Source organism: Novosphingobium mangrovi, from assembly GCF_022818885.1.
GTDB classification, from domain to species: Bacteria; Pseudomonadota; Alphaproteobacteria; order Sphingomonadales; family Sphingomonadaceae; genus Novosphingobium; species Novosphingobium mangrovi.
In genome coordinates, this window is record NZ_JALHAT010000016.1 from 50,883 (window position 1) to 76,576 (window position 25,694).

The 25,694-nt window shown below is 65.7% G+C and carries 25 protein-coding genes; 14 read left to right on the forward strand and 11 right to left on the reverse strand.

Annotated elements, in window-relative coordinates:
* Window positions 1-28: 28 nt before the first annotated feature.
* Window positions 29-1,510 (reverse strand): pyruvate kinase, encoded by a 1,482-nt coding sequence (gene pyk / locus MTR65_RS10705; RefSeq protein ID WP_039389023.1) that lies wholly within the window; start codon window positions 1,508-1,510, stop codon window positions 29-31.
* Window positions 1,511-1,587: 77 nt separating this feature from the next.
* Between pyk and MTR65_RS10710 the strand changes: the two genes are divergently transcribed.
* A complete protein-coding gene (locus MTR65_RS10710) occupies window positions 1,588-1,899 on the forward strand; it encodes a DUF1244 domain-containing protein (protein ID WP_243799977.1) in 312 nt (103 codons plus the stop codon).
* Between the two features lie 25 nt (window positions 1,900-1,924).
* On the opposite strand, the gene MTR65_RS10715 is transcribed toward MTR65_RS10710, so the two are convergent.
* Window positions 1,925-3,004 (reverse strand): AI-2E family transporter, encoded by a 1,080-nt coding sequence (locus MTR65_RS10715; protein ID WP_243799980.1) that lies wholly within the window; start codon window positions 3,002-3,004, stop codon window positions 1,925-1,927.
* Window positions 3,005-3,225: 221 nt separating this feature from the next.
* On the opposite strand from MTR65_RS10715, the gene MTR65_RS10720 reads away from it, so the two are divergent.
* The gene (locus MTR65_RS10720) at window positions 3,226-3,462 is read left to right on the forward strand and encodes a DUF2312 domain-containing protein (RefSeq protein ID WP_039389019.1); all 237 of its coding nucleotides are present in this window, start codon (window positions 3,226-3,228) and stop codon (window positions 3,460-3,462) included.
* A 40-nt stretch (window positions 3,463-3,502) separates the two neighbouring features.
* On the opposite strand, the gene MTR65_RS10725 is transcribed toward MTR65_RS10720, so the two are convergent.
* Window positions 3,503-4,237, reverse strand: a complete 735-nt coding sequence (locus MTR65_RS10725) for a type II CAAX prenyl endopeptidase Rce1 family protein (RefSeq protein WP_243799982.1) — start codon at window positions 4,235-4,237, stop codon at window positions 3,503-3,505.
* A gap of 97 nt (window positions 4,238-4,334) precedes the next feature.
* Between MTR65_RS10725 and MTR65_RS10730 the strand changes: the two genes are divergently transcribed.
* A complete protein-coding gene (locus tag MTR65_RS10730; protein ID WP_148628597.1) occupies window positions 4,335-4,652 on the forward strand; it encodes a heavy metal-binding domain-containing protein in 318 nt (105 codons plus the stop codon).
* A 31-nt stretch (window positions 4,653-4,683) separates the two neighbouring features.
* On the opposite strand, the gene MTR65_RS10735 is transcribed toward MTR65_RS10730, so the two are convergent.
* Entirely contained in the window at window positions 4,684-5,064 is a 381-nt protein-coding gene (locus tag MTR65_RS10735; RefSeq protein ID WP_226632446.1) for a winged helix-turn-helix transcriptional regulator, read from the reverse strand.
* Between the two features lie 157 nt (window positions 5,065-5,221).
* On the opposite strand from MTR65_RS10735, the gene MTR65_RS10740 reads away from it, so the two are divergent.
* The 8 genes from MTR65_RS10740 to MTR65_RS10775 all read left to right on the forward strand — a co-directional run bounded on the left by MTR65_RS10740 (window position 5,222) and on the right by MTR65_RS10775 (window position 11,522).
* Window positions 5,222-6,340, forward strand: a complete 1,119-nt coding sequence (locus MTR65_RS10740; RefSeq protein WP_243799984.1) for an NADH:flavin oxidoreductase — start codon at window positions 5,222-5,224, stop codon at window positions 6,338-6,340.
* A gap of 125 nt (window positions 6,341-6,465) precedes the next feature.
* Entirely contained in the window at window positions 6,466-6,636 is a 171-nt protein-coding gene (locus tag MTR65_RS10745; protein ID WP_243799986.1) for a GNAT family N-acetyltransferase, read from the forward strand.
* Window positions 6,637-6,767: 131 nt separating this feature from the next.
* Window positions 6,768-7,532 carry a YebC/PmpR family DNA-binding transcriptional regulator gene (locus tag MTR65_RS10750; protein ID WP_148628600.1) on the forward strand — a complete coding sequence of 255 codons (765 nt, stop codon included), beginning with the start codon at window positions 6,768-6,770 and terminating at the stop codon, window positions 7,530-7,532.
* Window positions 7,533-7,680: 148 nt separating this feature from the next.
* Window positions 7,681-8,157, forward strand: a complete 477-nt coding sequence (gene ruvC, locus MTR65_RS10755; RefSeq protein WP_226632455.1) for a crossover junction endodeoxyribonuclease RuvC — start codon at window positions 7,681-7,683, stop codon at window positions 8,155-8,157.
* 54 nt (window positions 8,158-8,211) lie between these two features.
* Window positions 8,212-8,826, forward strand: a complete 615-nt coding sequence (gene ruvA / locus MTR65_RS10760; protein WP_243799988.1) for a Holliday junction branch migration protein RuvA — start codon at window positions 8,212-8,214, stop codon at window positions 8,824-8,826.
* Window positions 8,823-9,365, forward strand: coding sequence for a DsrE family protein (locus MTR65_RS10765; RefSeq protein ID WP_243799991.1), 543 nt, complete (start codon window positions 8,823-8,825; stop codon window positions 9,363-9,365). Before ruvA ends, MTR65_RS10765 begins: the two co-directional genes overlap by 4 nt.
* On the forward strand, window positions 9,365-10,408 hold the full coding sequence (gene ruvB, locus MTR65_RS10770; protein ID WP_243799993.1) for a Holliday junction branch migration DNA helicase RuvB: 1,044 nt from the start codon (window positions 9,365-9,367) through the stop codon (window positions 10,406-10,408). Before MTR65_RS10765 ends, ruvB begins: the two co-directional genes overlap by 1 nt.
* Before the next feature lie 256 nt (window positions 10,409-10,664).
* Entirely contained in the window at window positions 10,665-11,522 is an 858-nt protein-coding gene (locus MTR65_RS10775) for a PEP-CTERM sorting domain-containing protein (protein ID WP_243799995.1), read from the forward strand.
* Between the two features lie 380 nt (window positions 11,523-11,902).
* Here the strand turns inward: MTR65_RS10775 and acnA are convergent, their stop codons facing one another.
* Complete coding sequence (acnA, locus tag MTR65_RS10780; protein ID WP_243799997.1) at window positions 11,903-14,578, reverse strand: aconitate hydratase AcnA; 2,676 nt, start codon at window positions 14,576-14,578, stop codon at window positions 11,903-11,905.
* A 155-nt stretch (window positions 14,579-14,733) separates the two neighbouring features.
* Complete coding sequence (locus MTR65_RS10785) at window positions 14,734-15,678, reverse strand: DMT family transporter (protein WP_243799999.1); 945 nt, start codon at window positions 15,676-15,678, stop codon at window positions 14,734-14,736.
* A 172-nt stretch (window positions 15,679-15,850) separates the two neighbouring features.
* On the opposite strand from MTR65_RS10785, the gene MTR65_RS10790 reads away from it, so the two are divergent.
* Entirely contained in the window at window positions 15,851-17,326 is a 1,476-nt protein-coding gene (locus MTR65_RS10790; protein ID WP_243800001.1) for a L,D-transpeptidase family protein, read from the forward strand.
* A 146-nt stretch (window positions 17,327-17,472) separates the two neighbouring features.
* Here MTR65_RS10790 and recQ read toward each other — a convergent pair whose 3' ends face one another.
* Window positions 17,473-19,341 (reverse strand): DNA helicase RecQ, encoded by a 1,869-nt coding sequence (gene recQ / locus MTR65_RS10795; protein ID WP_243800003.1) that lies wholly within the window; start codon window positions 19,339-19,341, stop codon window positions 17,473-17,475.
* A 109-nt stretch (window positions 19,342-19,450) separates the two neighbouring features.
* On the opposite strand from recQ, the gene MTR65_RS10800 reads away from it, so the two are divergent.
* Window positions 19,451-19,693 (forward strand): hypothetical protein, encoded by a 243-nt coding sequence (locus tag MTR65_RS10800; protein ID WP_243800005.1) that lies wholly within the window; start codon window positions 19,451-19,453, stop codon window positions 19,691-19,693.
* Between the two features lie 331 nt (window positions 19,694-20,024).
* Complete coding sequence (locus MTR65_RS10805; RefSeq protein WP_226632468.1) at window positions 20,025-20,303, forward strand: hypothetical protein; 279 nt, start codon at window positions 20,025-20,027, stop codon at window positions 20,301-20,303.
* 129 nt (window positions 20,304-20,432) lie between these two features.
* On the opposite strand, the gene metH is transcribed toward MTR65_RS10805, so the two are convergent.
* Genes metH through metF form a run of 4 tightly spaced genes read right to left on the reverse strand, consistent with a single transcriptional unit; the run spans window position 20,433 to window position 25,635 of the window.
* Window positions 20,433-23,081: a methionine synthase gene (gene metH / locus MTR65_RS10810; RefSeq protein WP_243800007.1), complete on the reverse strand. Its 2,649-nt coding sequence runs from the start codon at window positions 23,079-23,081 to the stop codon at window positions 20,433-20,435.
* A gap of 19 nt (window positions 23,082-23,100) precedes the next feature.
* On the reverse strand, window positions 23,101-23,643 hold the full coding sequence (locus tag MTR65_RS10815) for a GNAT family N-acetyltransferase (RefSeq protein WP_243800009.1): 543 nt from the start codon (window positions 23,641-23,643) through the stop codon (window positions 23,101-23,103).
* A gap of 16 nt (window positions 23,644-23,659) precedes the next feature.
* On the reverse strand, window positions 23,660-24,706 hold the full coding sequence (locus MTR65_RS10820) for a homocysteine S-methyltransferase family protein (RefSeq protein ID WP_243800012.1): 1,047 nt from the start codon (window positions 24,704-24,706) through the stop codon (window positions 23,660-23,662).
* Entirely contained in the window at window positions 24,706-25,635 is a 930-nt protein-coding gene (metF, locus tag MTR65_RS10825) for a methylenetetrahydrofolate reductase [NAD(P)H] (protein ID WP_243800014.1), read from the reverse strand. Before metF ends, MTR65_RS10820 begins: the two co-directional genes overlap by 1 nt.
* Window positions 25,636-25,694 lie beyond the last annotated feature (59 nt).

Below are 25,694 nucleotides of genomic sequence, written 5' to 3' on the forward strand. Positions count from 1 at the left end.
GCGCGGCCTTGTTTCGTGTGATGGGCGATCAGTTGGGCGTGTCGAGCTCGTTGCCCGTCAGCGTCACGATGTGCAGCAGGTTGGTCGAGCCCTTGGTGCCGAAGGGCACACCCGCCAGCACCACCAGCTTGGTGCCGGCCGCGCCGAAGCCGTGGCGCAGAGCCATGCGCTTGCCCTTGGCGATCATCTCCTCGAAGCTGCCGATGTCGCGCGTCATCACCGTGTGTGCACCCCACAGAAGCGCGCCGCGCCGGGCGGTTTCCTGGCTGGGGGTGAGCACCAGCATGGGAGCTGCGGGACGTTCGCGCGCCACACGGCGCGCGGAAATGCCCGAACTGGTGAAGACGATGATGCCCTCGATCGGCAGCGTGTCGGCGATCTGGGTGCACGACCCGGCGAGCGCGTCCGCCGTGGTCGCATCGAGCGGCGCCTTGGCGAGGTGGATACGCTCGCGGTAGGTGACGTCGCTTTCGACTTTCACCGCGATGCGGTCCATGATCGTGACCGCTTCGACCGGCCAGTCGCCCGCCGCCGTCTCGGCCGAGAGCATGACCGCGTCCGCACCGTCGTAGACCGCATTGGCAACGTCGGAGACCTCGGCGCGGGTGGGCGAGGGGCTCTTGATCATCGATTCGAGCATTTGCGTGGCGACCACCACCGGCTTGCCCCAGGCGCGGGTCTTTTCCACGATGTGCTTCTGGATCGGAGGCACTTCCTCAGGGAGGAGTTCGACGCCCAGGTCCCCGCGCGCGACCATGATGCCATCGGAAATCTCGATGATCTCGTCGAGGCTTTCCACGGCGGCGGGCTTCTCGATCTTGGCCATGAGCGAGCCCTTGGGGCCCATCAGGCGGCGCGCCTCGGCCACGTCTTCGGGACGCTGCACGAAGGAGAGGCCGATCCAGTCCGCGCCCTGGTCCATCGCGAAGTCGAGGTCGCGGCGGTCCTTTTCGGTGAGCGCGGGGATCGGGACAAGCGCATCGGGCACGTTCACGCCCTTGCGGTCCGAGATCGGCCCGCCGACTTCGGCGCTGCACAGGATCTCGTCCGTTTCGGCGCGGATCACGCGCAGCTGCAGCTTGCCATCGTCGATCAGGAGGCGCTGGCCCTTGGTCAGGATGCCGAAGAGCTCGGGGTGGGGCAGGCACACGCGTTCATCGTTGCCCGGCGCCGGATCTCGGTCGAGCGTGAAGTGGGCGCCGTGCTTGATGAAGGCCTTGCCGCCCTCGAAGGTGCCGACGCGCAGCTTGGGGCCCTGCAGGTCGCACAGGATCGCGATCGGACGCATCAGGTCCTTTTCGACCGCGCGCACGTTGGCGATGGTTTCGCGGTGGGTGTCATGGTCGCCATGGCTCATGTTGACGCGGAAGGCGTCGGCCCCGCGCTGGATCAGCTTGGCGATGGTCTCCTTGTCACGGCTGGCCGGGCCCAGCGTGGCCAGGATCTTGACCTTGCGCTGGCGCTTGATGCCACGGTGATGCGGAGAACGGCGGTAGGGGATGCTTGCCAAGTTTTTTCTGCCTCTTTCGAAACCCGCCGCCCATATGGCAAAGGGTGGCTCCTAAACCAAGATCGAACGGCAGGAATATGGACGAGAAAGCAACGATAGACACGCTTGATGATGCAATTGCGGCAGCGGCGTTCCGCCGACTGGTGCATCATCTGCAACAGCGCCACGATGCCCAGAACATCGACCTGATGGGTCTGGCCGGTTTTTGCCGCAACTGCCTTGCCGACTGGATCCGCGATGCCGGGTTCGAGGGCGACAAGGCCGAGGCGCGCGCGGTGATCCACGGCATGCCGTTTGCCGAGTGGAAGGACAGATACCAGTCCGACGCCACGCCCGAGCAGCTCGCGCGCATGGAAGAGAGCCTCAAGAAGAACGCACCGGGCCATTGAGCCTGACGCGCGGCGTTCCCGGCGCTCAGGCCTCCTGGGGGCCGATCTCCACGTCCTTGTCCAGCAGCGTCTTCACGTAGATGCGCTGGACGAGGACGAAGGCGGTGATCGTGAGCGGGGAAGCCAGAAGAACGCCGAGGAAGCCGAACAGCATGCCCGCCGCCAGCACTGCGAAGAGCAGGATCGCAGGCGGGATGTTGACCGCCTGCTTCTGGATCATCGGCTGGAGCACGTTGCCCTGCAGCTGCTGCACCAGGAGATAGAGCAGGAGCGTCCACAGCGCCGTCATCGGCGAGACCGTGAAGGCAAGCAGTACGGCGGGGAACCCGGCGATGACGGGGCCCAGCATGGGAATGACGTCGAGCAGGCCCGCCATGACGCCAAGCCCCGCTGCGGAAGGCACACCAAGCAGTTCCAGCCCGATCCAGCTGAGGAGGGCCACGACGATGGAGGAGACGATCTGCCCCTTCATCCAGCCATTGAGGCCCATGCCCACATCGTCCAGCGCCTCTGCGGCCGTGGGCTCCGCGGCCTTGGGAATGAGCTTCAGGAAGCCGCGGCGGTAGAGGTCGGGATTGGCGGCCAGAAACACCGCGCCCGCCACCACGAGGACGAGATTTGTCAGCGTGCTGCCCACGGTGAGTACGTAGCCGCCCGCCTGCGAGAACACGCCGGAGATCTGTTCGCGCCCCTGTTCCAGGGCACTGCGCACGGTTTCGCCCATGCCCAAGCTGTCGAGCAGGTCCTCGACGCGGGCAATGGCGCCCGGAATGCTGTCGCGGATCATGTCGAACTGGGCGGCGAGTTGCGCGCCGAAGAGGTAGAAGGCTCCGGCAAAGACACCGAGCAGCAGTAGCACGGCCAGGGTCAGGCAGATGCCCCGGCCGAGCGGCGTATGACGGCAGATCACCCGGGTGATCGCATCGAAGACGACGCCGAGCACGATTGCCGCGAAGACCAGCAGGAGGAAGCTGACCATGCGCACCAGCAGGAGCGCGATGCCCAGCACGGCTAGTATGGTGACCACCGCGACGGCAACGCGCGCAGGCGTCCATGCAGGCGGGGAGGCGGGGGCCTCGGTGCGCGCGGGGGCGCTTCCTTCCATTGTCGGTGTCCTTCATCAGCCGCGAAATTGCATGCGACTATGGCAAAGCGCCAAGGGGGCACTATGTTCCGCTTTCACGTTGCTGCGGGGCACCGGAGACGGGCCTCGTCGGCTTTCCACAGGATCACCTTTTGCGCAAAGGCGGCGCAGCGGCTATCAGCCTGCGCCCGTTCGCCTTGGCGACACCCGATTCTCAAAACTTCTTTCGGAGCTGAAATTCCATGGCCGAAACCGCCGACGACCGCCTTCGCCTGCTGATCGAACGCATCGAGCGTCTCGAAGAGGAAAAGAAGGGCATCTCGGACGACATCCGCGACGTCTACAACGAGGCCAAGGCCGTCGGCTACGACGTCAAGATCATGCGCCAGATCGTGCGCCTGCGTAAGATGAAGCCCGACGACCGTCGCGAGATGGACATGGTGCTCGAGACCTACCGCAGCGCGCTCGGCCTCGACTGATCCGGTGGGGAACGCCGGGGCCATAGGTCCCGGCCGTTCCTTACATTCCGGTGAGAAGGGCCAGCGCCATGGTCGCGGCATTGGCGCCCGCGTGCTGGAGCATCCCTGCGCCCACGCCCAGTCTCTGGCGGGTATAGCCCAGCATGATCCCGGCCCACAGCTGGGGCAGCACAAGAAGCGCGGTCAGCGCCGAGGCGTTGCCGTAGTTGAAGATGTGGATGCCCGCAAAGACCAGCGCGGCCAGCCAGTAGATCACGGGGTAGCCGCTGCGGAACCAACCGGGTGCCGGACGACGGCGCAGCGCGAACCAGCCCGCCCCAGCGATGAGCGCCAGACCCAGCAGGCCGCCTGTGATCCACAAGGGGCCAAGTCCATGGGCCTGGCCCGCAATCACGACAGCCCCCAGAAATCCGCAGCCCAGCAGCCACAGCGCGCGCGGGCGCCCGCTCTGCCACCCGCGAAACAGCATTTCCTCGATGATCGGCGCGGCAATCACCGTGACGGGAAAAAGCCATCCGGCTGGCAACTGATCGAAGGCGTCGGGCGGCGTCAGGCCAAGCTGGCTCTGGATGAGCGCGGTCAGCGGCAGGGTGACCAGCAGCAGCACCGCGACGTGCAGGGCATAGAGGACGCCCAGCACCTTCCAGCTGGAAAGACGGCGCAAGCCCTCCGGCACGAGCACGCGCGGGCGGCGCACGAAGCGGGCAAGGTCGGCCAGAATGGCGGCGATGCCAGGCGAGGCGGCGGATGCCAGGGGAACCGTGGGGCGTGTCATGGGCTATCTCCTGGCCGATAGATCCTTGCCAAAGCGTTGTGTTCCCGCTGCATTTCGGGAATGGCGTGGATCACGCACTTACATGGGAGCCTTGCCGATGATTGTCACCACCACGCCGCTGATCGAGGGACAGCCTGTCCAGCAGTACTTCGGCATCGTGACCGGGGAGGTCATCGTGGGGGCCAATATCTTTCGCGATCTCTTCGCCTCGATCACCGATATCGTGGGCGGGCGCTCGGGCAAGTACGAGCAGGTCCTCCAGCGCGCCCGCAAGGAGGCGCTGGCCGAAATGGAAGCCGAGGCCGCACGGTTGGGCGGCAATGCCGTCATCGGGGTCGACATCGATTACGAGACGATCGGCAAGACCGGCTCGATGCTGATGGTCAGCTGTTCGGGGACGGCCGTGCGGATCTGATCCGCGCGCTTCCCGGGCCTCGCTCGGGCCTTCAGGCGCTGACGCGGGCCTCTTCCTGACGCAGGTCGAAGTCCGTACGCGCGGCATCGACCTGCGCCATGTTGTCGATCGTCCAGACGTAGAGCGCCTTGAAGGGCGGCAGGAGCGATTGGCCCAGCGGGGTCAGGCTGTATTCCACGGCCACCGGCGCGGCCGGGATCACCTGGCGCTCGACGAGGCCATTGCGCTCCAGCTTGCGCAGGCACTGGGTGAGGGACTTCTGCGTCACGCCTTCCAGGTGCCGCTTGATGGCGTTGAAGCGCACCGGCCCGTGTTCGAGGACGGTAAGGACCATCATCGACCACTTGTCCGCGATCTGCTCGAACAGCTTGCGGCTGGGGCAGTCGACAGAGAAATGCTGGCACAGGGGCATGGCGAAACTCGCAGGTAAGCGGGTGGTCGAGGGGTGGTATCCTTGAGGATACCTGGCGAATTGAAGGTGCGTTCTTGAACCCAGGTATCGAAGATATACCTAGGCGGGCATTCAATCAATCTCTCCCCCAGATCCTCGTTCCGATGGAGCCCTTCCCATGAGCACATCCGCCACTGACATCCTGTTCCAGCCCTTCCAGCGCGGCGGCCTCGACCTTGCCAACCGCATTGTCATGGCGCCCATGACCCGCTCGTTCGCCGAGAATGGCATCGTCGGCCCCGAGCAGGCTGCCTACTACGCCCGCCGGGCCGAGGGCGGGGTGGGCCTGATCCTCTCCGAAGGCACGGTGATCGACCGGCCCAATTCGCGCAACGAGCCGGGCATTCCCTTTTTTCATGGCGAGGACGCGCTCGCGGGCTGGAAGGGTGTGGTCGATGCCGTCCACGCCGCAGGTGGCCGGATGGGCCCCCAGATCTGGCACACCGGCTCCACGCGCGGCATGAGCGGCTGGGAACCCGAAACCCCGGTCGAGAGCCCCTCGGGCCTCGTCGGCCCCGGCGACCCGCGCGGCACGGCCATGAGCGAAGAGGACATCGCCGACACCGTTGCCGCCTTTGCGCGGGCCGCGGCCGATGCCAAGCGCCTGGGCTTCGACACGGTCGAACTGCACGGCGCGCACGGCTACCTGATCGACCAGTTCTTCTGGGACGGCACCAACCAGCGTGAGGATCGCTACGGCGGCGCGACAATCGCCGAGCGTTCGCGCATGGCCGCCGAAGTGGTTGCGGCCGTGCGCGCGGCGATCGGCCCGGACTTCCCGCTCATCCTGCGTCTCAGCCAGTGGAAGCAGCAGGACTATACGGCCAAGCTTGCCACCACGCCTGCGGAAATGACGTCCTGGCTGGCTCCGCTCGTTGATGCGGGCGCGAATGTCCTGCACTGCTCGCAGCGCCGCTTCTGGGAGCCCGAGTTCCCCGAGATCGACGGCGAGCAGGGGCTGAACTTCGCAGGCTGGGCCAAGAAGCTCACCGGCGCGACCACGATCAGCGTCGGCTCGGTCGGCCTCTCGGGCGAATTCCTCGCCGCGTTTGGGGGCGAGACGTCCAAGGCGACGGGCCTTGAACAGCTGACAGCGCGCATGGAGCGTGACGAGTTCGACCTCATCGCCATCGGCCGTGCGCTCATTTCCAACCCCGATTGGGTTGCCAAGGTGCGCGGCGGCGATGCGGACGGCCTCAAAGGCTTCGATCCGGCCGCGCTCGCCGAACTGGTCTGAGCGCAGAAGGCGAGGACTTCCTTCAAGGGGCCATCGCCTCTTGACCCCATACCTGTCTGCCTCACCTCTCTGCGCCGCGCTGGCCGGCGAAAAGTGAGGCAGACAGTTTGGGGAGCCCGAGGGCGATGGCCCTCGGAATCACCTTCCTGAATTGGCCTGCCGGGATCGCGTTTCCCAACGCGGGCGGTGTCCCCTTGCACGAGGCGATGGGTCTCACGTCGGTGGGCATCTACCGCGAGGTCGGCTGGAAACTCGGCGCCTGGCGCGAGGTGGGATGGTGGCAAGTGTTGCTCTAGGGCGTGCGCTTGTTGTAAGGGCGCCCGACCCGAATTTCCAACGGACTCGCCCCGTACCGCCGCCCGCTGGCCTTTTTGGCCTGGCAAGAGCCTCGGTTACATGCGGCGGGCACAAGACAAGAGCGGACCCGATGGCAGGCCATTCCAAATTCAAGAACATCATGCACCGCAAGGGTGCGCAGGATAAGAAGCGCTCGGCGCAGTTCAGCAAGCTGAGCCGCGAAATCACCGTCGCGGCCAAGATGGGCATGCCCGATCCGGACATGAACCCGCGCCTGCGCGCGGCCGTCAACGCCGCCAAGGCGCAGTCGATGCCCAAGGACAACATCCAGCGCGCCATCGACAAGGCTTCCAAGGGCGATGCCGAGAACTACGAGGAAGTGCGCTACGAGGGCTACGGCCCGGGCGGCGTCGCGCTCATCGTCGAGGCGCTGACCGACAACCGCAACCGCACCGCCACCAACGTGCGCACCGCTTTCGCCAAGAATGGCGGCAACCTGGGCGCGAGCGGCGCCGTCTCGCACGGCTTTGAACGCCTCGGCCTGATCGAGTACCCGGCGAGCGTCGGCGATGAGGAGAAGGTCCTCGAAGCTGCGATCGAGGCGGGTGCCGACGATGTCGAGAGCGATATGGGCGATGGCGACGAGAACCCGGGCAGCCACGCGATCTGGTGCGCGCCCGAAGCGCTCCACGAAGTCGCAGGCGAACTCGAGAAGGTCCTGGGCGAAGCCGAAGGCGTGAAGCTGGCCTGGCGTCCCAACATCAAGGTCGATGCCGACGAGGGCGTTGCGAGCACGCTGCTCAAGCTGGTCGACACGCTGGACGACGACGACGATGTCCAGACCGTCTGGGGGAACTATGAGATCTCCGACGAAGTCATGGAAAAGCTGGGCTGATCTGGCCCAGCCCGGGCTGCGAAAGGCCGTCGACTGCGCTTCCGGTGCTCACGTGCTGAAGCACGCTGCGCGCCGGTTCTCGTCGACGACCTCTCTCGCTCCGGCCTGAGCCAGATCCCAGGATCGACAGAACGGGGCGTTTGCCGGCATGATCATCATCGGGCTCGATCCCGGGCTTACCTGTACGGGCTGGGGTGTGGTCGCCAAGAGCGGCAGCCGTCTCAGCCACGTGGCCAACGGGCAGATCCGTACCAACGCCAAGGCCTCGATGGCCGAGCGGCTGGTCGAGCTCGACAGTGCGCTGCTCGACGTGATCCTCCACCATCGCCCCGATACAGGCGCGGTGGAGGAGGTTTTTGTCAACGTGAACCCGCAATCGACACTGAAGCTGGGCCAGGCGCGCGGCGTGGCCATGCTCGCCATCGCGCGCGCGGGGCTGCCGGTGGCCGAATATTCGACCAAGATTGTCAAGAAGGCGCTCGTCGGCACCGGCGGGGCGGACAAGAAGCAGATCCAGCATATGCTGAAAGTGCTGCTGCCCGGCGTCCAGCTCGCGGGTGAGGACGCCTCCGACGCGCTCGCCGTCGCGATCACCCACGCCAACATGCTGGGAAGCCATCGCTAACCTGCACCGGTTTGGTCTGGTCATGCCGGGGCGTTCCTGCCATAGGAACAAACCATGATCGCGAAGCTGACTGGATTGCTGGATGACACGGGCCCCGACTGGGCCGTGATCGATGTGAACGGCGTGGGCTATCTCGTCCACTGCTCGGCACGTACGCTCGTCCACCTCGGCATCCGGGGCGACAAGGTCGTGGTGCACACCGAGATGCAGGTCTCCGAGACCGACCAGCGCCTGATAGGCTTCACCTCGGCGGCCGAGCGCAACTGGTTCCGCCTCCTCACCGCGGTGCAGGGGGTGGGCTCGAAGGTCGCGCTCGCGATCCTCTCGGTCCTCACTACCGAGGAATTGCAGCGCGCCTGCGCGGGCGGCGACAGCGCCATGGTCGCGCGCGCCAACGGGGTCGGCCCCAAGCTTGCGACGCGCATCGTCAACGAATTGAAGGAGAAGGCGGGCGGCATGCCGGTCGCCCCAGGATCCCCGGGCATCGCCGCCTCGGACGCGGCGAGCCCTGCCGGTTCGTCCAGTGCGGACGCCGTCTCCGCGCTCCAGAACCTGGGCTTCAAGCCCGCCATTGCCAGCACCGCGGTCGCGCAGGCCGTGGGCGAGCTGGGCGAGGATGCCGGGCTCAACGACCTGGTGCGCGTGGCGCTGAAGAAGGCGGCGGGGTGAGGCGCGCGGCGTTTCTCCTCTCGGCTGTGGTCGCGCTGCTTCCGGCTGTGGCCATCGCTGGGCCCGCTGCACGCACGGGGCCCGTCTTCACCGAGTATGGGCGCACCTTTGCAGTCGAGCCGGACATGCCGATCCCGGCCGATGCCGAATTCAAGGTCGCCTTCGACATCTCGGCGGCGGCGACACCGGGTGAGGTGAACCGCCATGTCGACAGCGCGGCGCGCTTCATCAACATGCAGGTCGCCGCCGGTGTGCCGCGCGAACGCATTCACGTCGCGCTCGTCGTGCATGGCCCCGCCGGGGCTGACCTGCTTGCGCCAGAGGCGTACGCTGCGCGCAGCGGCGGGACGACGAGCGCGAACGCTCCGCTGGTCCGCGCGCTCCTCGACCATGGTGTCCGGGTGATCCTGTGCGGGCAGAGTGCAACGGCCATGGGCCTTGCCAGGGCCGATCTCATTCCCGGCGTGGAGCTGGCGCTTTCGGCCATGACCGCTCACGCCCTCTTGCAACAGGACGGCTACACGCTGAACCCCTTCTGATGACCGACAATCCCATCCTCTCGCCCGCGACGCAGCCTGAAGACGCCGATGCCGCGCTGCGCCCCAAGACGCTGTCCGATTTCGTCGGGCAGGAGGCGGCCAAGGACAACCTCCACGTCTTCATCGAAAGCGCGAAGTCGCGCCGGGAGGCGATGGACCACACGCTCTTCTTCGGCCCGCCGGGGCTGGGCAAGACGACGCTGGCCCAGATCGTCGCACGCGAGCTGGGCGTGGGTTTCCGCGCCACCTCGGGCCCGGTGATCGCCAAGGCAGGGGACCTTGCCGCGCTGCTCACGAACCTGGAACACGGCGATGTCCTGTTCATCGACGAGATCCACCGCCTCAATCCGGTGGTGGAGGAAGTGCTCTACCCCGCGATGGAGGACCGCGCGCTCGACCTCATCATCGGCGAGGGGCCCTCGGCGCGCTCGGTGCGCATCGATCTGCCGCCCTTTACCCTGATCGGCGCGACGACCCGGCAGGGCCTGCTCCAGACCCCCTTGCGCGACCGTTTCGGCATTCCGGTGCGCCTGCAGTTCTACACCGTGCCTGAGCTGGAACACGTGGTGACGCGCGGCGCCAATCTGCTGGGCATCGGCATGGACAAGGGCGGGGCGACCGAGATCGCACGCCGTTCGCGCGGGACCCCCCGCGTGGCCGGACGCCTGATGCGCCGCGTGCGCGATTTTGCCCATGTCGCGGGCTCGGACGTCATCACCCAGGCGATCGCGGACGATGCGCTGACGCGCCTTGATGTCGATTCGATTGGTCTCGACATGCAGGATCGCCGTTACCTGACGATGATCGCGGACATCTACAAGGGCGGCCCGGTGGGCGTGGAGACGCTGGCGGCGGGCCTGTCCGAGCCGCGCGACACGATCGAGGAAGTGATCGAGCCCTACCTCATCCAGCTGGGGCTCGTGGCGCGCACTGCGCGCGGGCGCTGCCTCAACGACCGGGGCTGGCAGCACCTGGGGCTGACGCCTCCGGCGGGTCCGCAAGGCGGGCTCTTCGATTCGTCGGCAGGCCCGCAGGCCGACTGAAATCACGCAGGACACCCGGGTGCAGGCGTTTACCCTTGCCCCCGAAACAAGTCCCGTTTCGAAACACATGGTTAGAAATAGCCACGCAATTGCGTGATAATTGGCGGGGTTTAGCCGAAAACAGGGTTAACGCCGTTGCCCTGTTAACGCCTCTCTGCCTTGAGTGTGCTAGCAACCGTATTCGAGCAAAGCATCCGGGAGAGCCGTAGCGGCCCAGTCCGTCAGGGCTGCAGGACCTGCGCAGAGAGCAACGTTTATGTCGATCCGTACCGCCATTGCCAAACTGTCCGCCTGCGCCGCGGGCTGCGCCGTGATCGGCGGGGGCGCGGTCCACGTTGCCGAGACCCAGTCGGAGATGACCGAGTACCGCAAGCTCAAGCAGGCGAAGGTCGCGCGTCCGGCAAAGCGCCTCATTCCCAAGGAAAGGCCGCGCACCACCCGCCGCGTGCGTGAAATCGTCAAGCCGCCCGAGGACCCGCCGCTGGCGATGGTCCCCGTGCCCCCGCCCTATATTCCGCCCGCCCCCACACCGATGCCCGCAGGCGGCAGCGGCGGTACTCCGGTGGTGATCGGTGGTGGTCCTATCGGTGGGTTTGGTGGCGGCTTCTTCGGCGGGTTCTTCGGAGGCGGTGGGTCGAGTGGCGGCAATGTCGTCATCACCTCGACCACGACCGGTGGCTCGACGTCGAGCAGTTCCTCCTCGTCCAGCTCCAGTTCCTCGTCGTCGTCGTCCTCATCCTCTTCGAGCTCTTCGGGCGGCGAGGGTTCGACGACGACGACCACCAGCACCTCGACCAGTTCGGGGGGCGACGATGGCTCGACCACCACAAGCACGTCGACAAGCTCGGGTGGGGACACAAGCACCAGCACGAGTTCCAGCACCAGCTCCAGCACGTCGAGTTCGACGAGCAGCTCGACCAGCACTTCGACCTCCACTGGCGGTGATACCACCACGACCACCGGCGGATCGACGACTGGCGGGGCTGCGCCGCCGGGACCGCCGCCCACGGACGTACCTGAACCGCCGATGCTGATCCTCTTCGGAGCCGCTGCTGCCGCGCTCTTCGCCCGCAGCCGCCTGGCGCGCCGGGGCAAGGACACTGTCCGCGCCTGAGGCCCGGTCTGCGGGGCTTCCGCGCATTCCAAAAAAAGCAAGGCAAGGGGAAGAAGTGATCCGAGGGCCATCGCCCTCGGGCTCCCCATAATGTCTACCTCAGCTTTCGCGCGCCACCTTTGCGGCGAAAGGCGAGGGGACTGATTGCGTCCTGAGCCGGGGCGGCCGGTAATCTGTCTGTCGATCTTTCGTATGTCGCGATGAAATCGCGGGAGTGCCTTGCGCTCGACAGTCCCGGGAGCCCGAGGGCGCTGGCCCTCGGAATCACTTCTTTCTTCTCCAGTTCCGTCCATGACCTGGCCCAAACGCGGAAAACCCCGCCCGGCGCGAGCCGGACGGGGTTTTCGAAAGGCCGGTGAGGGCCTCGGCTTGGCGCCGGATCAGTCGGCTGCGAGCTTGCGCAGGACGTACTGAAGGATGCCGCCGTTCATGTAGTATTCCAGCTCGTTGGCCGTATCGATGCGGCACAGAGCGGTGAACGTGAAGGTCGAACCGTCCGCACGGGTCACTTCGACTTCGACGTCCTGGCGCGGCTTGAGGTTGGCAACGCCCTTGATGGTGAAGGCATCGTCGCCGGTCAGGCCGAGCGTCTCGCGGGTGTCGCCGTCCTTGAACTGGAGCGGAAGCACGCCCATGCCGACCAGGTTCGAGCGGTGGATGCGCTCGAAGCTCTCGACGATGACGGTGCGCACGCCCAGCAGGTTGGTGCCCTTGGCCGCCCAGTCACGCGACGAGCCGGTGCCGTATTCCTTGCCGGCCACGACCACAAGCTGCGTGCCGTCGGCCGCGTGCTTCATGGCGGCGTCGTAGACGGCCATGGTTTCGCCCTTGTACGACGAGTAGCCGCCTTCGGTGCCCGGGACCATCTCGTTGCGGATGCGGATGTTGGCGAAGGTGCCGCGCATCATCACTTCGTGGTGGCCACGGCGCGAGCCGTAGGAGTTGAAGTCGGCCTTCGAGACCTGATGCTCCATGAGCCATTCACCGGCCGGGCTGTCCGCCTTGATCGAACCGGCGGGCGAGATGTGGTCGGTGGTGACCGAGTCGCCCAGGATGAGGAGCGGCTTGGCTTCGATGATGTCCGAAACCGGTGCCGGGGTCATTTCCATACCCTCGAAGTACGGCGGGTTGGCGACGTAGGTCGAAGCCGGCTTCCACGCGTAGGTTTCCGAGCCGGTGACGTTGATCGCCTGCCAGTGCTCGTCGCCCTTGTAGACGTCGGCGTAGCGGGCCTGGAACATCTCGCGATCCACGCACGCGTTCATCGTGGTGGTCACTTCCTCGTTGGTCGGCCAGATGTCCTTGAGGAACACGTCCTGGCCGTCCTTGCCGGTGCCGATCGGGGTGGTGGTGAAGTCTTCCACCACGGTGCCCTTCAGAGCGTAGGCGACGACGAGCGGCGGCGAGGCCAGGAAGTTGGCGCGCACGTCGGGCGACACGCGGCCCTCGAAGTTGCGGTTACCCGAGATGACCGCCGAGGCGACCAGGTCATTCTCGTTGATCGCCTTCGACAGGGGCTCGGCGAGCGGGCCCGAGTTGCCGATGCAGGTGGTGCAGCCGTAGCCGACAAGGTTGAAGCCGACGTTGTCGAGGTGCGACTGGAGGCCGGCCTTCTCGAGGTAGTCGGTGACGACCTGCGAGCCGGGGGCGAGCGAGGTCTTGACCCAGGGCTTGGGCTTCAGGCCCAGCTCGTCGGCCTTCTTGGCCACGAGGCCGGCGGCGACCAGAACCGAGGGGTTCGAGGTGTTGGTGCATGAGGTGATCGCGGCGATCATGACGTCGCCATCGGTCAGCTTGTAGTCCGCGCCATCGACGTCGACCGACTTGCGCTCACGCTTGTAGAGCTCGGCCATGTCCTTGTTGAAGACATCGTCGACTTCGGTGAGGACGACCTTGTCCTGCGGGCGCTTGGGACCGGCGAGCGAGGGCACGACGGTCGAGAGGTCGAGTTCGAGGCTCGAGGAGAAGACCGGCTCGGGGTTCGCCGGATCCATCCAGAAGCCCTGCTCCTTGGCGTAGGCTTCGACCAGTTCGATCTGGCCTTCTTCGCGGCCGGTGAGGCGCAGGTATTCGAGGGTCTTCTCGTCGATGCCGAAGAAGCCGCAGGTCGCGCCGTATTCCGGGGCCATGTTGGCCAGCGTCGCACGGTCGGCGAGGCTGAGCGTGGCAAGGCCTTCGCCGTAGTATTCGACGAACTTGCCGACCACGCCGTGCTTGCGCAGCATGTTGGTGCAGGTCAGCACGAGGTCGGTGGCGGTGACGCCTTCCTTCAGTTCACCGGTGAACTTGAAGCCGACGACTTCGGGGATGAGCATCGAGACGGGCTGGCCGAGCATGGCCGCTTCGGCTTCGATGCCGCCCACGCCCCAGCCAAGGACGCCCAGGCCATTGACCATGGTGGTGTGGCTGTCGGTGCCGACGCAGGTGTCGGGGTAGGCGACGATTTCGCCATTCTGGTCGTTCTCGGTCCACACGCTCTGCGCGATGTTCTCGAGGTTGACCTGGTGGCAGATGCCGGTGCCCGGGGGGACGGCGTAGAAGTTGTCGAGCGACTTGGAACCCCACTTGAGGAAGTCGTAGCGCTCCATGTTGCGCTGGTACTCGATCTCCATGTTCTGTTCGAACGCCTTGGGCGTGCCGAACTCGTCGACCATGACCGAGTGGTCGATCACGAGGTTGACGGGAACCTGGGGGTTGATCTTGCTGGTGTCGCCACCGAGCGCGGCAATGCCATCACGCATCGCGGCAAGGTCGACGACGCAGGGAACGCCGGTGAAGTCCTGGAGAAGGACGCGTGCCGGACGGTACTGGATTTCCGAGCCGGTGACCGGGTTCTTCTGCCAGTCGGCCACGGCCTGGACGTCGTCGGTCGAGACCGTGAAGCCGCCGTCCTCGAAGCGCAGCATGTTCTCGAGCAGCACCTTCATCGAGAAGGGCAGGCGCGATACGTCGCCGATCTTTTCGGCGGCTTTCTTGAAGGAGTAGTAGGCGACGGTCTTGCCGCCGGCGGTCATGGTGCTCCGGGTACCGAGCGTATCCTGTCCGACCTGGGTCATGTGGGCGTTGTTCCCTTCCTGTGATGTCTGACGCTTGGGTTCAGGCCCTTGAACGCATGGTCCTCAGGCGTGTTGCAACGCGACAGACGGGTTCGTCGGCTCGCCGATGCGCGCTGAAAGGCGCAAGGTCAAGAGGCAGGGCCTCCTGCATAGGTCTAGGGGGTGGGTTGTGAAACTTTGTTTCTCGTACCGACCCAGCATCCGACGAGGATCAGAAACGTTCCGGCAACAGTCGCAAGCGCCACGTTTTCGCCGAAGAACAGCCAGCCCAGCAAGGCGGCCCAGGCAAAGCCGGTGTACTCGATCGGCACCAGCACTTGCGTTTCGGCGCGCGCATAGCCCCAAGAAAGCAACAGGTGCGCGAGCGTGGCGAGCAGGGCGCCTGCCGCGATCAAACCCCAGACGGGCCCTTTGGGCAGGAGGAAGAGCCAAGGGGCGGGCAAGGCCACGAGGAGCGTCGAGAACAGGTTCTGGAACAGCGTGATCTCGCCGGGGCCTGCCAGTAGGGCCTGCTTGCGCTGCAGCACGAGGTTGAAGGCATAGAACACGGCCGAGCACAGGACCGCAGCGATCCCCTTCAATGTCTCGGGAGAGGTGTCGAGCGCGCCCAATCGCCCGCCGCCGATCACGATCACCCCTGCGATGCCGAGCAAGGACGCAAGGATCGCCTGCGGGCGGATGACTTCTCCCAGCAGCAGGGCCGCCAGGAACAGCGCGATGATCGGCGAGATGAAGGATATCGCGATCGCCTCGGCCATGGGTATGCGGACGAGTCCATAGAAGAAGAGCGCAGCCATGCAGGTGGTGACCCCGGCGCGAAAGGCGTGAAGGCGCAGGCGCGCGCGCGTCGGGCGGCGCGCGGCGGTGGCACTCTCGGGACGAGGGCCACGCAGGGTCGCCAGCCAGACCGGGAGAGCGAAGAGCGTGCCCAGCGCGTTGCGCAGGAGCAGCGCCGTGTAGACGCCCAGCGCGATGGAGGCCCCTTTCATGGCCGCGTCCATCGCGCTGAAGGTTCCGATCCCTGCGACCACGGCAACGACCGGCAGCGCGGCCTGCAGGGCCGATGGTGGGGTGATGGAGGTTCGGGCAAGCTGCGTCATGGTTCGCGTGCTGTGGGTTAAGCGCCGGTTATTCGCAAGCAATTCATCGTAGCGACAGGCGCGATGCGGAACGGACGTGCTATACTGGCGTTCACATCGCCGGATCGGTGACCGTGATGCGCACGGTCGCTATGCGGCCTACACGTATTATTCGGGCGGATTTCGAAGCAAAATGAGCAGCATCCAGCGCAAGGCCTGTGGCCTTCTTTCGAGTCTTTCGGCGCTCTCCCTCCTGGCCCAACCGGTGCTGGCGCAGAGTCGTGCGCAGAGCGGCCCCGAAGACATCCTGCCCCGCCCGCATTCGCCCGCCGCGCAAGCCTCGCCCCTGCCGACAACCGCGCCGACATCAACGCCGAACCCCGCGCCCACGCGTGCTGCGCAGGATGCTCCGGCACCAACCACCGCGACCGTGGTGAGCGAGGGCGCGCCCATGCGCACCACGTCCGAGCCGGTGGTGCAGGAACTCTTCCTCTCCGCTCCGGTGCTGCCCTGGAATATCTCGGACGCACAGGACCTTCTCGCCACGATCCGCGGGATCGGGGGCGAGGGGCTGTTTCCCGCCGACTATCAGCCCGACGCGCTCGAGGCCGCGATCGCAGCTGGCGAGGGCGATGCGCTCGACGAACTGGCGAGCAAGCTTCTGGGCTGGCTGGTCGAGGACCTGCGCGACGGGCGCACGCCCATGCCTGCGCGTGTGCAGTGGTTTGCCGTCGATCCCGACCGCGACGAGATGCCCACCGGCAAGGTGATGGCCCAGACCCTGGCCGCGCACGATATTCCCGGCCTCGTCGCCGCGCTGGCGCCGACCGTGCCGGACTACGCCGCGCTGAAGGAGGAACTGGCCGCAACGCCCGAGGCGCAGAAGGACCGGCGCCTCCTCATCATGGCCAACATGGATCGCTGGCGCTGGCTCAAGCGCGATCTGGGCGAAGTCTATCTCCTGACCAACGTGCCCGAGTTCCAGCTGCGCCTTACGGTCAAGAACAAGATCATCCGCACCTACAAGACGGTCGTCGGCAAGCCGGGGCGCACCGCGACGCCGCAGCTGGCCGAGACGGTCTCGGCGGTCGTGTTCAACCCGACCTGGACGGTGCCGCAATCGATCGTGAAGGGTGAGGGTCTGGGGCAGAAGGTGCTCAACAACCCGACCTGGGCGCGCAATGCGGGCTACAAGGCCACCAGGGACGCCAATGGCAACGTCTGGGTCGTCCAGCAGCCGGGCCCGAACAATTCGCTGGGCATGATGAAGATCGACATGCCCAACGAGCACGCGATCTACCTGCATGACACGCCCTCCAAGCAGTACTTCAACCACAAGGTGCGCGCCTACAGCCATGGCTGCATCCGCACCGAACGCGCGGTCGAACTGGGCATGACGATGGCGATCCTGGGTGCTGGCATGTCGGGCAGCGAGGCCGCCGACATCTCGCGTTCGGGCAAATACACCAAGGTCGAGATGACCCGCACCTTCCCGGTCTACCTCACCTACTTCACCATCGCGCGCGACATCGAGGGCAACCTCGAAACCTTCGACGACATCTACGATCGCGACAAGCCCGTTCTGGAAAGCTTCCAGCAGCCCCGCCAGCTCAAGACCTCCCAGCGCAAGAGCGAAGAGGAAGTCATCAAGCTGGATAACCCGCTGTAAGTGAGAAGGATCTGCTTCAAGGGGCCATTGCCCCTTGGACCCCCAAACGGTCTATCTCACGTTCCTCGGCCAGGTCGGCGTGCGCAAGGTGAGGTCGACCGTTCGGGAAGCCCGAGGGCGATGGCCTTCGGTATCTCTGTTCTGTTTCAGAACTGCTGGAGGACGTGGAGGAATTCCTCGCCATAGGCGTCGAGCTTGCGGCTGCTCACGCCCGTGATCGAGCCCAGTTCGGAGAGGCTGGAAGGGCGAACCGAGACCATTTCGCGCAAGGTGGCGTCGTGGAAGATGACGTAGGGCGGCACGCCCTGGTCCTTGGCGAGGTCGCGGCGCAATTCGCGCAGGGCATCGAAGAGCGGAGGGTTGGGCGTCTGGTCTGCCGCACGGCCCCGGCGGCCGCGTTCCTTCCTGGGCGGGCGCACGATCATTACGGCCGCCTCCTTCTTGAGGATCTCGCGGGCATCGCCGCCAAGCGCCAGTCCGCCGTGTTCGGTGGGGACCAGGCTGCCCCGGGCCTGAAGTGCGCGGGCAAGGGCCTTGAGGATCGGCTTCTCCTCCTCGCGCAGGATGCCGAAGACCGACAGCTGGTCGTGCCCGCGCTGGAGCACGCGGTCGTCGGTAACGCCCGTCAGAACCTTTTCGAGGTGTCCTAGGCCATAGGTCTGGCCGGTGCGGTAGACTGCCGAAAGCAGCTTCTGGGCGAGCGTCGTCGCGTCGATCACGTCGACGGGTTCGAGGCAGGTGTCGCAGTTACCGCACTTGGCCGGTGGGTCCTCGCCGAAATGGCGCAGGAGGACGGCGCGGCGGCAGTCCGCAGTCTCAATCAGCCCGGCGAGCGATTCAAGGCGCTGACGCTCGCTCTGCTGGCGCGCTTCGTCGACTTCAGCCAAGCGCATGCGCGCGCGAGCAAAGTCCTGGCCACTCCAGAACATGATTGCGAGGGAAGGCTCGCCATCACGCCCGGCACGGCCGGTTTCCTGGTAATAGCCCTCAATCGACTTGGGGATCCCGGCGTGGGCGACGAAGCGCACGTCGGGCTTGTCGATGCCCATCCCGAAGGCAATCGTAGCGACCATCACCATGTCTTCACTCGCGATAAACGCGGCTTGATTGCTCGCACGCACTTCGGCTGGCAGGCCCGCGTGATAGGGCAAAACGGGGCGCCCGGTAGTCTTCGCAAGCTTCTCCGCTAATTGCTCTACTTTGGCGCGAGACGGAGCATAAATGATCCCAGCGCCCGGAGTTTCCTCAATTACCGATTGGAGTTGCTGGTCGAGACCGCTTTGCGAGCGGATTGCGTAGCGGATGTTGGGGCGGTCAAAACCAGCAATGATGAGGCCATCGTCATTGATGCCGAGTTGTTTGAGAATATCCTTACGGGTGTGGTGGTCGGCGGTCGCCGTGAGGGCGAGGCGCGGGACCTGCGGAAAGGCGTCGAGCAGCGGGCGTAGTTTGCGGTAGTCTGATCGAAAATCATGCCCCCATTCCGAGACGCAGTGCGCCTCGTCGATGGCGAAAAGCGAGATGCGGGTGCTGGAGAGCAGGTCGCGAAAGGCGCTCTGGCTGGCCCGTTCGGGTGCGATGTAGAGAAGGTCGAGTTGGCCGGCGCGGAACGCATCGAGCGTCTCGCGCCAGTCGGCATCGACGCTGGTGAGGGTCGCCGCGCGGATGCCGTTGGCGCGCGCCGAGCGCAGCTGGTCGTGCATCAGCGCGATGAGCGGGGAGACGACCACGCAGGTGCCTTCGAGAAGCACGGCGGGTAGCTGGTAGGTGAGGGACTTGCCCGCGCCGGTAGGCATCACCGCCAGCGTGGACTGGCCCTGAAGCACGCGGTCCACCACCTGGTCCTGGACCCCGCGAAAGCCGGAAAAGCCGAAGGTTGCCTGCAGCGCCTCGCGCACGCGCTCGGCAGGCGGGGGCAGGGCGGGCGTGTTGTCGACGGGCGGGGCAAGGTCGCTCTGCCAGTCGTCGTCATCGCCGTAGAAGGTCGTCTCGAAGGGCCAGTCGTCGTCGTTCACGGGGGCAGCTTATGGCAGAGCCGGACGCCGTGCGGAACCCGTGGAGGAGGCGCTTTCCTCCGCTTTTCGCCTCCTGGGGCGACTCGCGGGGAGAGGCGGGCTTGCGAAGATGGAACGGGCGTTTGCGACGATTGGCGGGCACTTTTTCGGCTGCGGCGAGTTTATTTCACGACAACTGGTTCATGGAGATCACATCATGTCGTCTTACGTTTACCATTCCAGTCGCCCGCACGAATCGATCCTGCCGCGGGCGCATCGCGACGCGCATCAGCGCTTACACACTTATGGGCCGATCCAGCCAATGGACGGTGATCGCGGCCTGTTCGGCCGACTGCTCGACCGCCTGTTCTGACCCCACCTTGCCCCTCCCACGCAGACCATGGTGCGTGGGGGCGGGAGATGGTTTGGTGAATGCAGGCCATCGTTGAGAGGCATTTGGTCCTTGTCGCTCTCATCCCTTCGGACAAGACCCGTTTTCCTCCCGCGGCTAGCCCACGAAGATCGGCGTCCGGGCGTGGTAACTTTCTCTTGCACCTGACACGCGGGTAAGCCCGCATGGCTTTTTTCAGCGTTTTTTGGAGCGCTTGGCGGATACTTGGCGTCACTCGATCGACGGAACTGCAATCGATTGAATCGAGGTCGCCACAGGAACCACAAGAACACCAAGGGATGAGGTACAAGTCATGGGAGCGATGCTGCACGATGCGCGTGTGCGTTTCGAGGAATGCCACACGGCCTGGTTGAACGAGTGCGAATTTGCCGAACTGGCGCGCACGCTCAAGGCGCTTGCGCACGAACAGGGCGTCGCGACCGATCCGATCATCAACGAACTCGTCCATTTCGGGGCCGACGCCGCGTTTGCGTTGCTCACGGTTGAATCGCGCCTTGTAAGCGATGCGCAGGCGGCGCAGGTCGCCCAGACTGTCCAGATGAAGCCTGCCGGTCCGCCGCTGGTCCACTGAGTGTGCCGGTGGGGCGGCCGCCGAACACGGCTTTGCCCCGCGTAACGGCACAAGACCACGCCGACAGGTCTTCCCGGCGCCGTCCACCCTGTCCCCTGGGTGTGGACGGCGCCTCTTTTCGTGTCCCGATCAGTCGAGGTTGGGGCGCAGCCAGCGTTCGGCCGTGGCGATGTCGACGCCGCGCCGCCCGGCGTAATCCTCCAACTGGTCGCGCCCGATGCGCGCGACGCCGAAGTACTGGCTCTCGGGGTGCGCGAAGTAGAAGCCCGAGACGGCCGAAGTGGGCAGCATGGCCTGGCTTTCGGTGAGCGTGATCCCGGCGGTGTCCTGCGCGCGCAGGAGATTGAACAGGATGGGTTTCAGGGAATGGTCGGGGCAGGCGGGGTAACCCGGAGCGGGGCGGATGCCGCGGTACTGCTCGCGGATGAGCGCCTCGTTGGTGAGCTGCTCGTCGGGCGAATAGCCCCAGAGCGTGGTGCGCACGTGCTGGTGCAGACGCTCGGCAAAGGCCTCGGCGAAGCGGTCGGCCAGCGCTTTCAGAAGGATATCGGAATAGTCGTCGTGCGCGGCCTTGAAGCGAGCGATGTGCTCATCGATGCCATGGATCCCCACGGCAAAGCCGCCCAGCCAGTCGCCCGCCGGATCGACGAAGTCGGAGAGGCAGAAGTTGGCGCGGTCGCGCGACTTTTCGACCTGCTGGCGCAGCATGGGAAGGCGCGTGCCATCGGCCAGCAGGATGTCGTCACCGTCCTGGTGACACTCCCAGAACGAACAGACGCCCCTGGCGGTCAGCCACTTCTCCTCGACAATGGTGTCGAGCATCTTCTGCGCGTCCTCGAAGAGGTTGCGCGCGCTTTCGCCCACCACTTCATCGTCGAGGATGGCGGGGTAAGTGCCCGCCAGCTCCCAAGCACGGAAGAACGGTGTCCAGTCGAAGGTTTCGCGCAGATCTGCAAGGTCCCAGTCCTCGAAGACGTGGAGGCCGGGTTGCATCGGGGCCGGGGCCTTGTCGGCGAAGTCCGGCTTGAAGGCGTTGGCGCGCGCGTCCGCGATGGGCAGGACGTCGCGCTTGCCCTTGCCCGCGCGGGCCTCACGCACCTTCTCGTAGTCGATGGCAACGGATTCGATGTAGCCCTCGGCCTGGGTGTCGGAGAGAAGCTGCGAGGCGACGCCGACCGCGCGGCTGGCGTCGAGCACGTGGATGACGGCGCCCGTATAGGCCGGGTCGATGCGCAGCGCGGTGTGGACCTTGGAGGTGGTGGCTCCGCCGATGAGGAGCGGGATCTTCATGTCCGCACGCTGCATCTCCTCGGCCACCGTCACCATCTCGTCCAATGAGGGGGTGATGAGGCCGGAAAGGCCGATGATGTCGACTTCTTCTTTCTGCGCGGTCTCCAGGATCGTCGACCAGGGCACCATGACGCCAAGGTCAATGACCTCGTAGCCGTTGCACTGGAGGACAACGCCCACGATGTTCTTGCCGATGTCATGGACGTCGCCCTTGACGGTGGCCATGATGATGCGGCCCTTGGCCTTGGAATTGGCGTCCTTTTCCGCCTCGATGAAGGGGATGAGGTGGGCCACGGCCTTCTTCATCACGCGCGCCGACTTCACCACCTGAGGCAGGAACATCTTGCCCGAGCCGAACAGGTCGCCCACGACATTCATGCCGTCCATCAGTGGGCCCTCGATCACCTCGATCGGGCGTCCGCCACGGGCGAAGATCGCCTGGCGTGCTTCTTCGGTGTCATCGACGATGTGCGCGTCGATACCGCGCACGAGCGCGTGCTCGATGCGCTTGACCGGCTCCCAGGTGCGCCACTCCTGCGTGGCCTTTTCCTGCGCCTTGTCCTTGCCCTTGAAGCTCTCGGCCAGTTCGATCAGGCGCTCAGTGGCGGTCTGCTCGCCGCCCGCCTTGGGCGTGCGCATCAGGATCACGTCCTCGCAGGCTTCGCGCAAGATGGGGTCGATCTGGTCGTAGACGTCGAGCTGGCCCGCGTTCACGATCGACATGTCGAGCCCGGCGGGGATCGCGTAGTAGAGGAAGACCGAGTGCATCGCGCGGCGCACCGTCTCGTTGCCGCGGAAGGAGAACGAGAGGTTGGAGAGCCCGCCCGAGAAGTGGACGTGGGGGCAGGCGGCCTTGATCTCGGCGACGGCTTCGATGAAGTCGAGCGCGTAGCGGTCGTGCTCCTCGATGCCGGTGGCCACAGCAAAGACGTTGGGGTCGAAGATGATGTCTTCGGGCGGGAAACCGATGCCGGTCAGCAGCTTGTAGGCGCGGGTGCAGATTTCCACCTTGCGCGCCTTGGTGTCGGCCTGCCCGGTCTCGTCGAAGGCCATGACGACCACGGCCGCGCCATAGGCCATGCAGGTGCGCGCCTGCTTGAGGAAGAGCTCCTCGCCTTCCTTCATCGAGATGGAGTTCACGATGGGCTTGCCCGAGACGCACTTGAGGCCCGCCTCGATTACGTCCCATTTCGACGAATCGATCATGATCGGCACGCGCGCGATGTCCGGCTCGGCCGCGATCAGGTTGAGGAAGGTGGTCATGGCCTCGAGCGCGTCGAGCAGGCCCTCGTCCATGTTGATGTCGATGACCTGCGCGCCGTTCTCGACCTGCTGGCGGGCGACTTCGACCGCGGTCGCATAGTCGCCTGCCATGATCAGCTTCTTGAACCTGGCAGAGCCGGTGACGTTGGTGCGCTCGCCAATATTGACGAAGCGCGAGCCCGAGGCCGAAGCGGGCGTGGCGGCAGAGGCGGAAGTCTCGGTCATGGTGTCCCCCGGGATCCGGTCAGGTGGTGGCGAGTGCGGCGAGCGGGCGCGCCAGCACGAAGTCGTCGTAGATTACGCCGCCGACATCGAAGCTGCGCGAGCCGATCGTCTCGAAGTTGTTCTTGGCGTAGAAGCTCAAGGCGCGCTGGTTGTCGTTCTTGACGCCCAGCAGCAGGCGCTTGTGGCCATCGGCCTGCGCGGCTTCCAGAACATTGCGCATGAGCGCGCTTGCGATCACCGTGCCCTGGAACTTGGCCAGCACGTAGATGCGCTTCAGTTCCACGTCGCCGTCCTTCGCCTGGTCAAGCTCGGGCGTGCAGGTGAGGGCATAGCCCACCGGCGCGTGGCCCGGTTCGACTTCGGCGAGCCAGATGCGCGCGCCGCTTTCCAGATAGCGGCGGTAGGTCTCGGCCGAATGCGAGGTGCGGCAATGGGCCAGCAGGCCCTGGCCGTGGACGACGCCTGCGAAGGCCTCCAGAAACGTGGCCGAGCCAATGAGCGAGAGAGTTTCGGCATCCTCGGGCGTGGCAACCCGGATGCGCCAGATAGGCATGTTCGTCATGTAAGGTGTCTTTGCGTCAGGCGGCCATGGTAAAGGGTTCGAGCCCGGCAAGGCGGGTGACGGGCGCAAGCTCGGGCACGCGGCGGGGCGGCAGGCCCTCCACCGCCTTGGCGATCTCGGCGATGTGCGCCGGTGTCGATCCGCAGCAGCCGCCCAGCACGTTGACCTGACCCGCATCGGCCCATTCCTTGACGAAGCCTGCCGTGGTTGCGGGCATCTCGTCATAAGCGCCCAGTTCGTTGGGCAGCCCTGCGTTGGGGTAGATCATGATGAGGCTGTCGGCGATCTCGGAGAGGACCTTGACGTGCGGGCGCAGCTGGGTCGCACCGAATGAGCAGTTGAGCCCGATGGTGAGCGGCCTGGCATGGCGCACCGCGTGCCAGAAGGCCTCGACCGTGTGGCCCGAGAGGTTGCGGCCCGAAAGGTCGGTCAGCGTCATCGAGAGCATGATCGGAACCTCGCGGCCCAGCTCGGCCTCGAGTTGGCGCACGGCCATGATCCCGGCCTTGGCGTTGAGTGTGTCGAACACGGTCTCGATCAGGATGAAGTCGGCACCGCCCTCGACGAGGGCCACGGCCTGCTCCTTGTAGACATCGACAAGCGTGTCCCAGTCGATCTCGCGGTAGCCCGGGTCGTTGACGTCGGGGCTGAGCGAGAGGGTCTTGTTGGTGGGGCCGATGGCGCCGGCAACGAAGCGGGCGCGCCCGTCCTTCGCGGTGAACTCGTCGGCGACCTTGCGGGCAAGCTGGGCGGAGGCGACGTTGATCTCGCGCACGAGCCCCTGTGCACCATAGTCGGCCTGGCTGATGCGGTTGGCCGAGAAGGTGTTGGTCTCGGCAATGTCGGCGCCGGCCTCGAAGTAGGCACGGTGGATGGCCTCGGGCACCTCGGGCTTGGTGAGGGCCAGGATGTCGTTGTTGCCCTTCTGGTCGTGGCCCAGATCCAGATCGCCCGCGTAGTCGGCCTCGGAGAGCTTCCAGTTCTGGATCTCGGTGCCAAAGGCCCCGTCGGTAATGAGGATGCGGCGGCGGGCCTGCTCCTCGAAGGCTTCACGGGGCGTCATCAGACGGTCTCCTTGGGGCGCAGGCCGAGCAGCTGGCAGATCGCGTAGGTCTGGTCGGCCTTGTTGAGCGTGTAGAAATGGAAATTGCGCACGCCCCCGTCATAGAGGCGCTTGCACAGGTCGGCGGCTGCAACCGCGGCGACCAGCGCGCGCGGACCCGGACGCGCGTCGAGATCGGCAAAGAGCGCTTCGAGCGAGGCGGGGATCTCGGTGTTCGCGGACATGCGCCGGATCGCGGCGAAACTGGTGACGGGCATGATGCCGGGCACGATCGGCGCGGTGATGCCTGCGGCCAATGCCTTGTCGAGGAAGCGGAAATAGGCGTCGGCCGAGAAGAAGAACTGCGTGATCGCACGGGTGGAGCCCGCATCGATCTTGCGCTTGAGGTTGTCGAGATCGCTCTGCGCGCTCGAGGCCTCGGGGTGCATTTCGGGATAGGCAGCGACCGAGATCTCGAAATCGTGACGCTTTCTCAGCCCTTCCACCAGAGCTGCAGCGCTGGCGTAACCTTCGGGGTGGGCACGGAAGACGCCGTTGTCCTGGGGCTGGGGATCGCCGCGCAGGGCGACGATGTGGCGCACGCCTGCCTCCCAGTATTCATCGGCGATCTCGTCGATCTCGCCCTTGCTGGCCGCAACGCAGGTGAGGTGCGCGGCGGGGACCAGATTCGTTTCACGCCGGATGCGTGCGACCGTCGCGTGGGTGCGCTCGCGCGTCGAGCCGCCCGCACCGTAAGTGACCGAAACGAACTTGGGTGCCAGCGGGGCCAGTTCGGTGATGGCGTCCCACAGCTGGGCCTCCATCTTCTCGGTCTTGGGCGGGAAGAATTCGTAGGAGACCGCAATGTCTCCGGCCATTTCGCCGAACAGCGGCGTATCGCCGCAGGGGGCGGACGTGGCAGCTTCGGCGGGTCGGGTCGTAACAGTCATCGCTTCGCAATCTTTCGCTTGGGCCGCTTGGGGCTAGGGCGCTTCTTCAAGGGCACAGT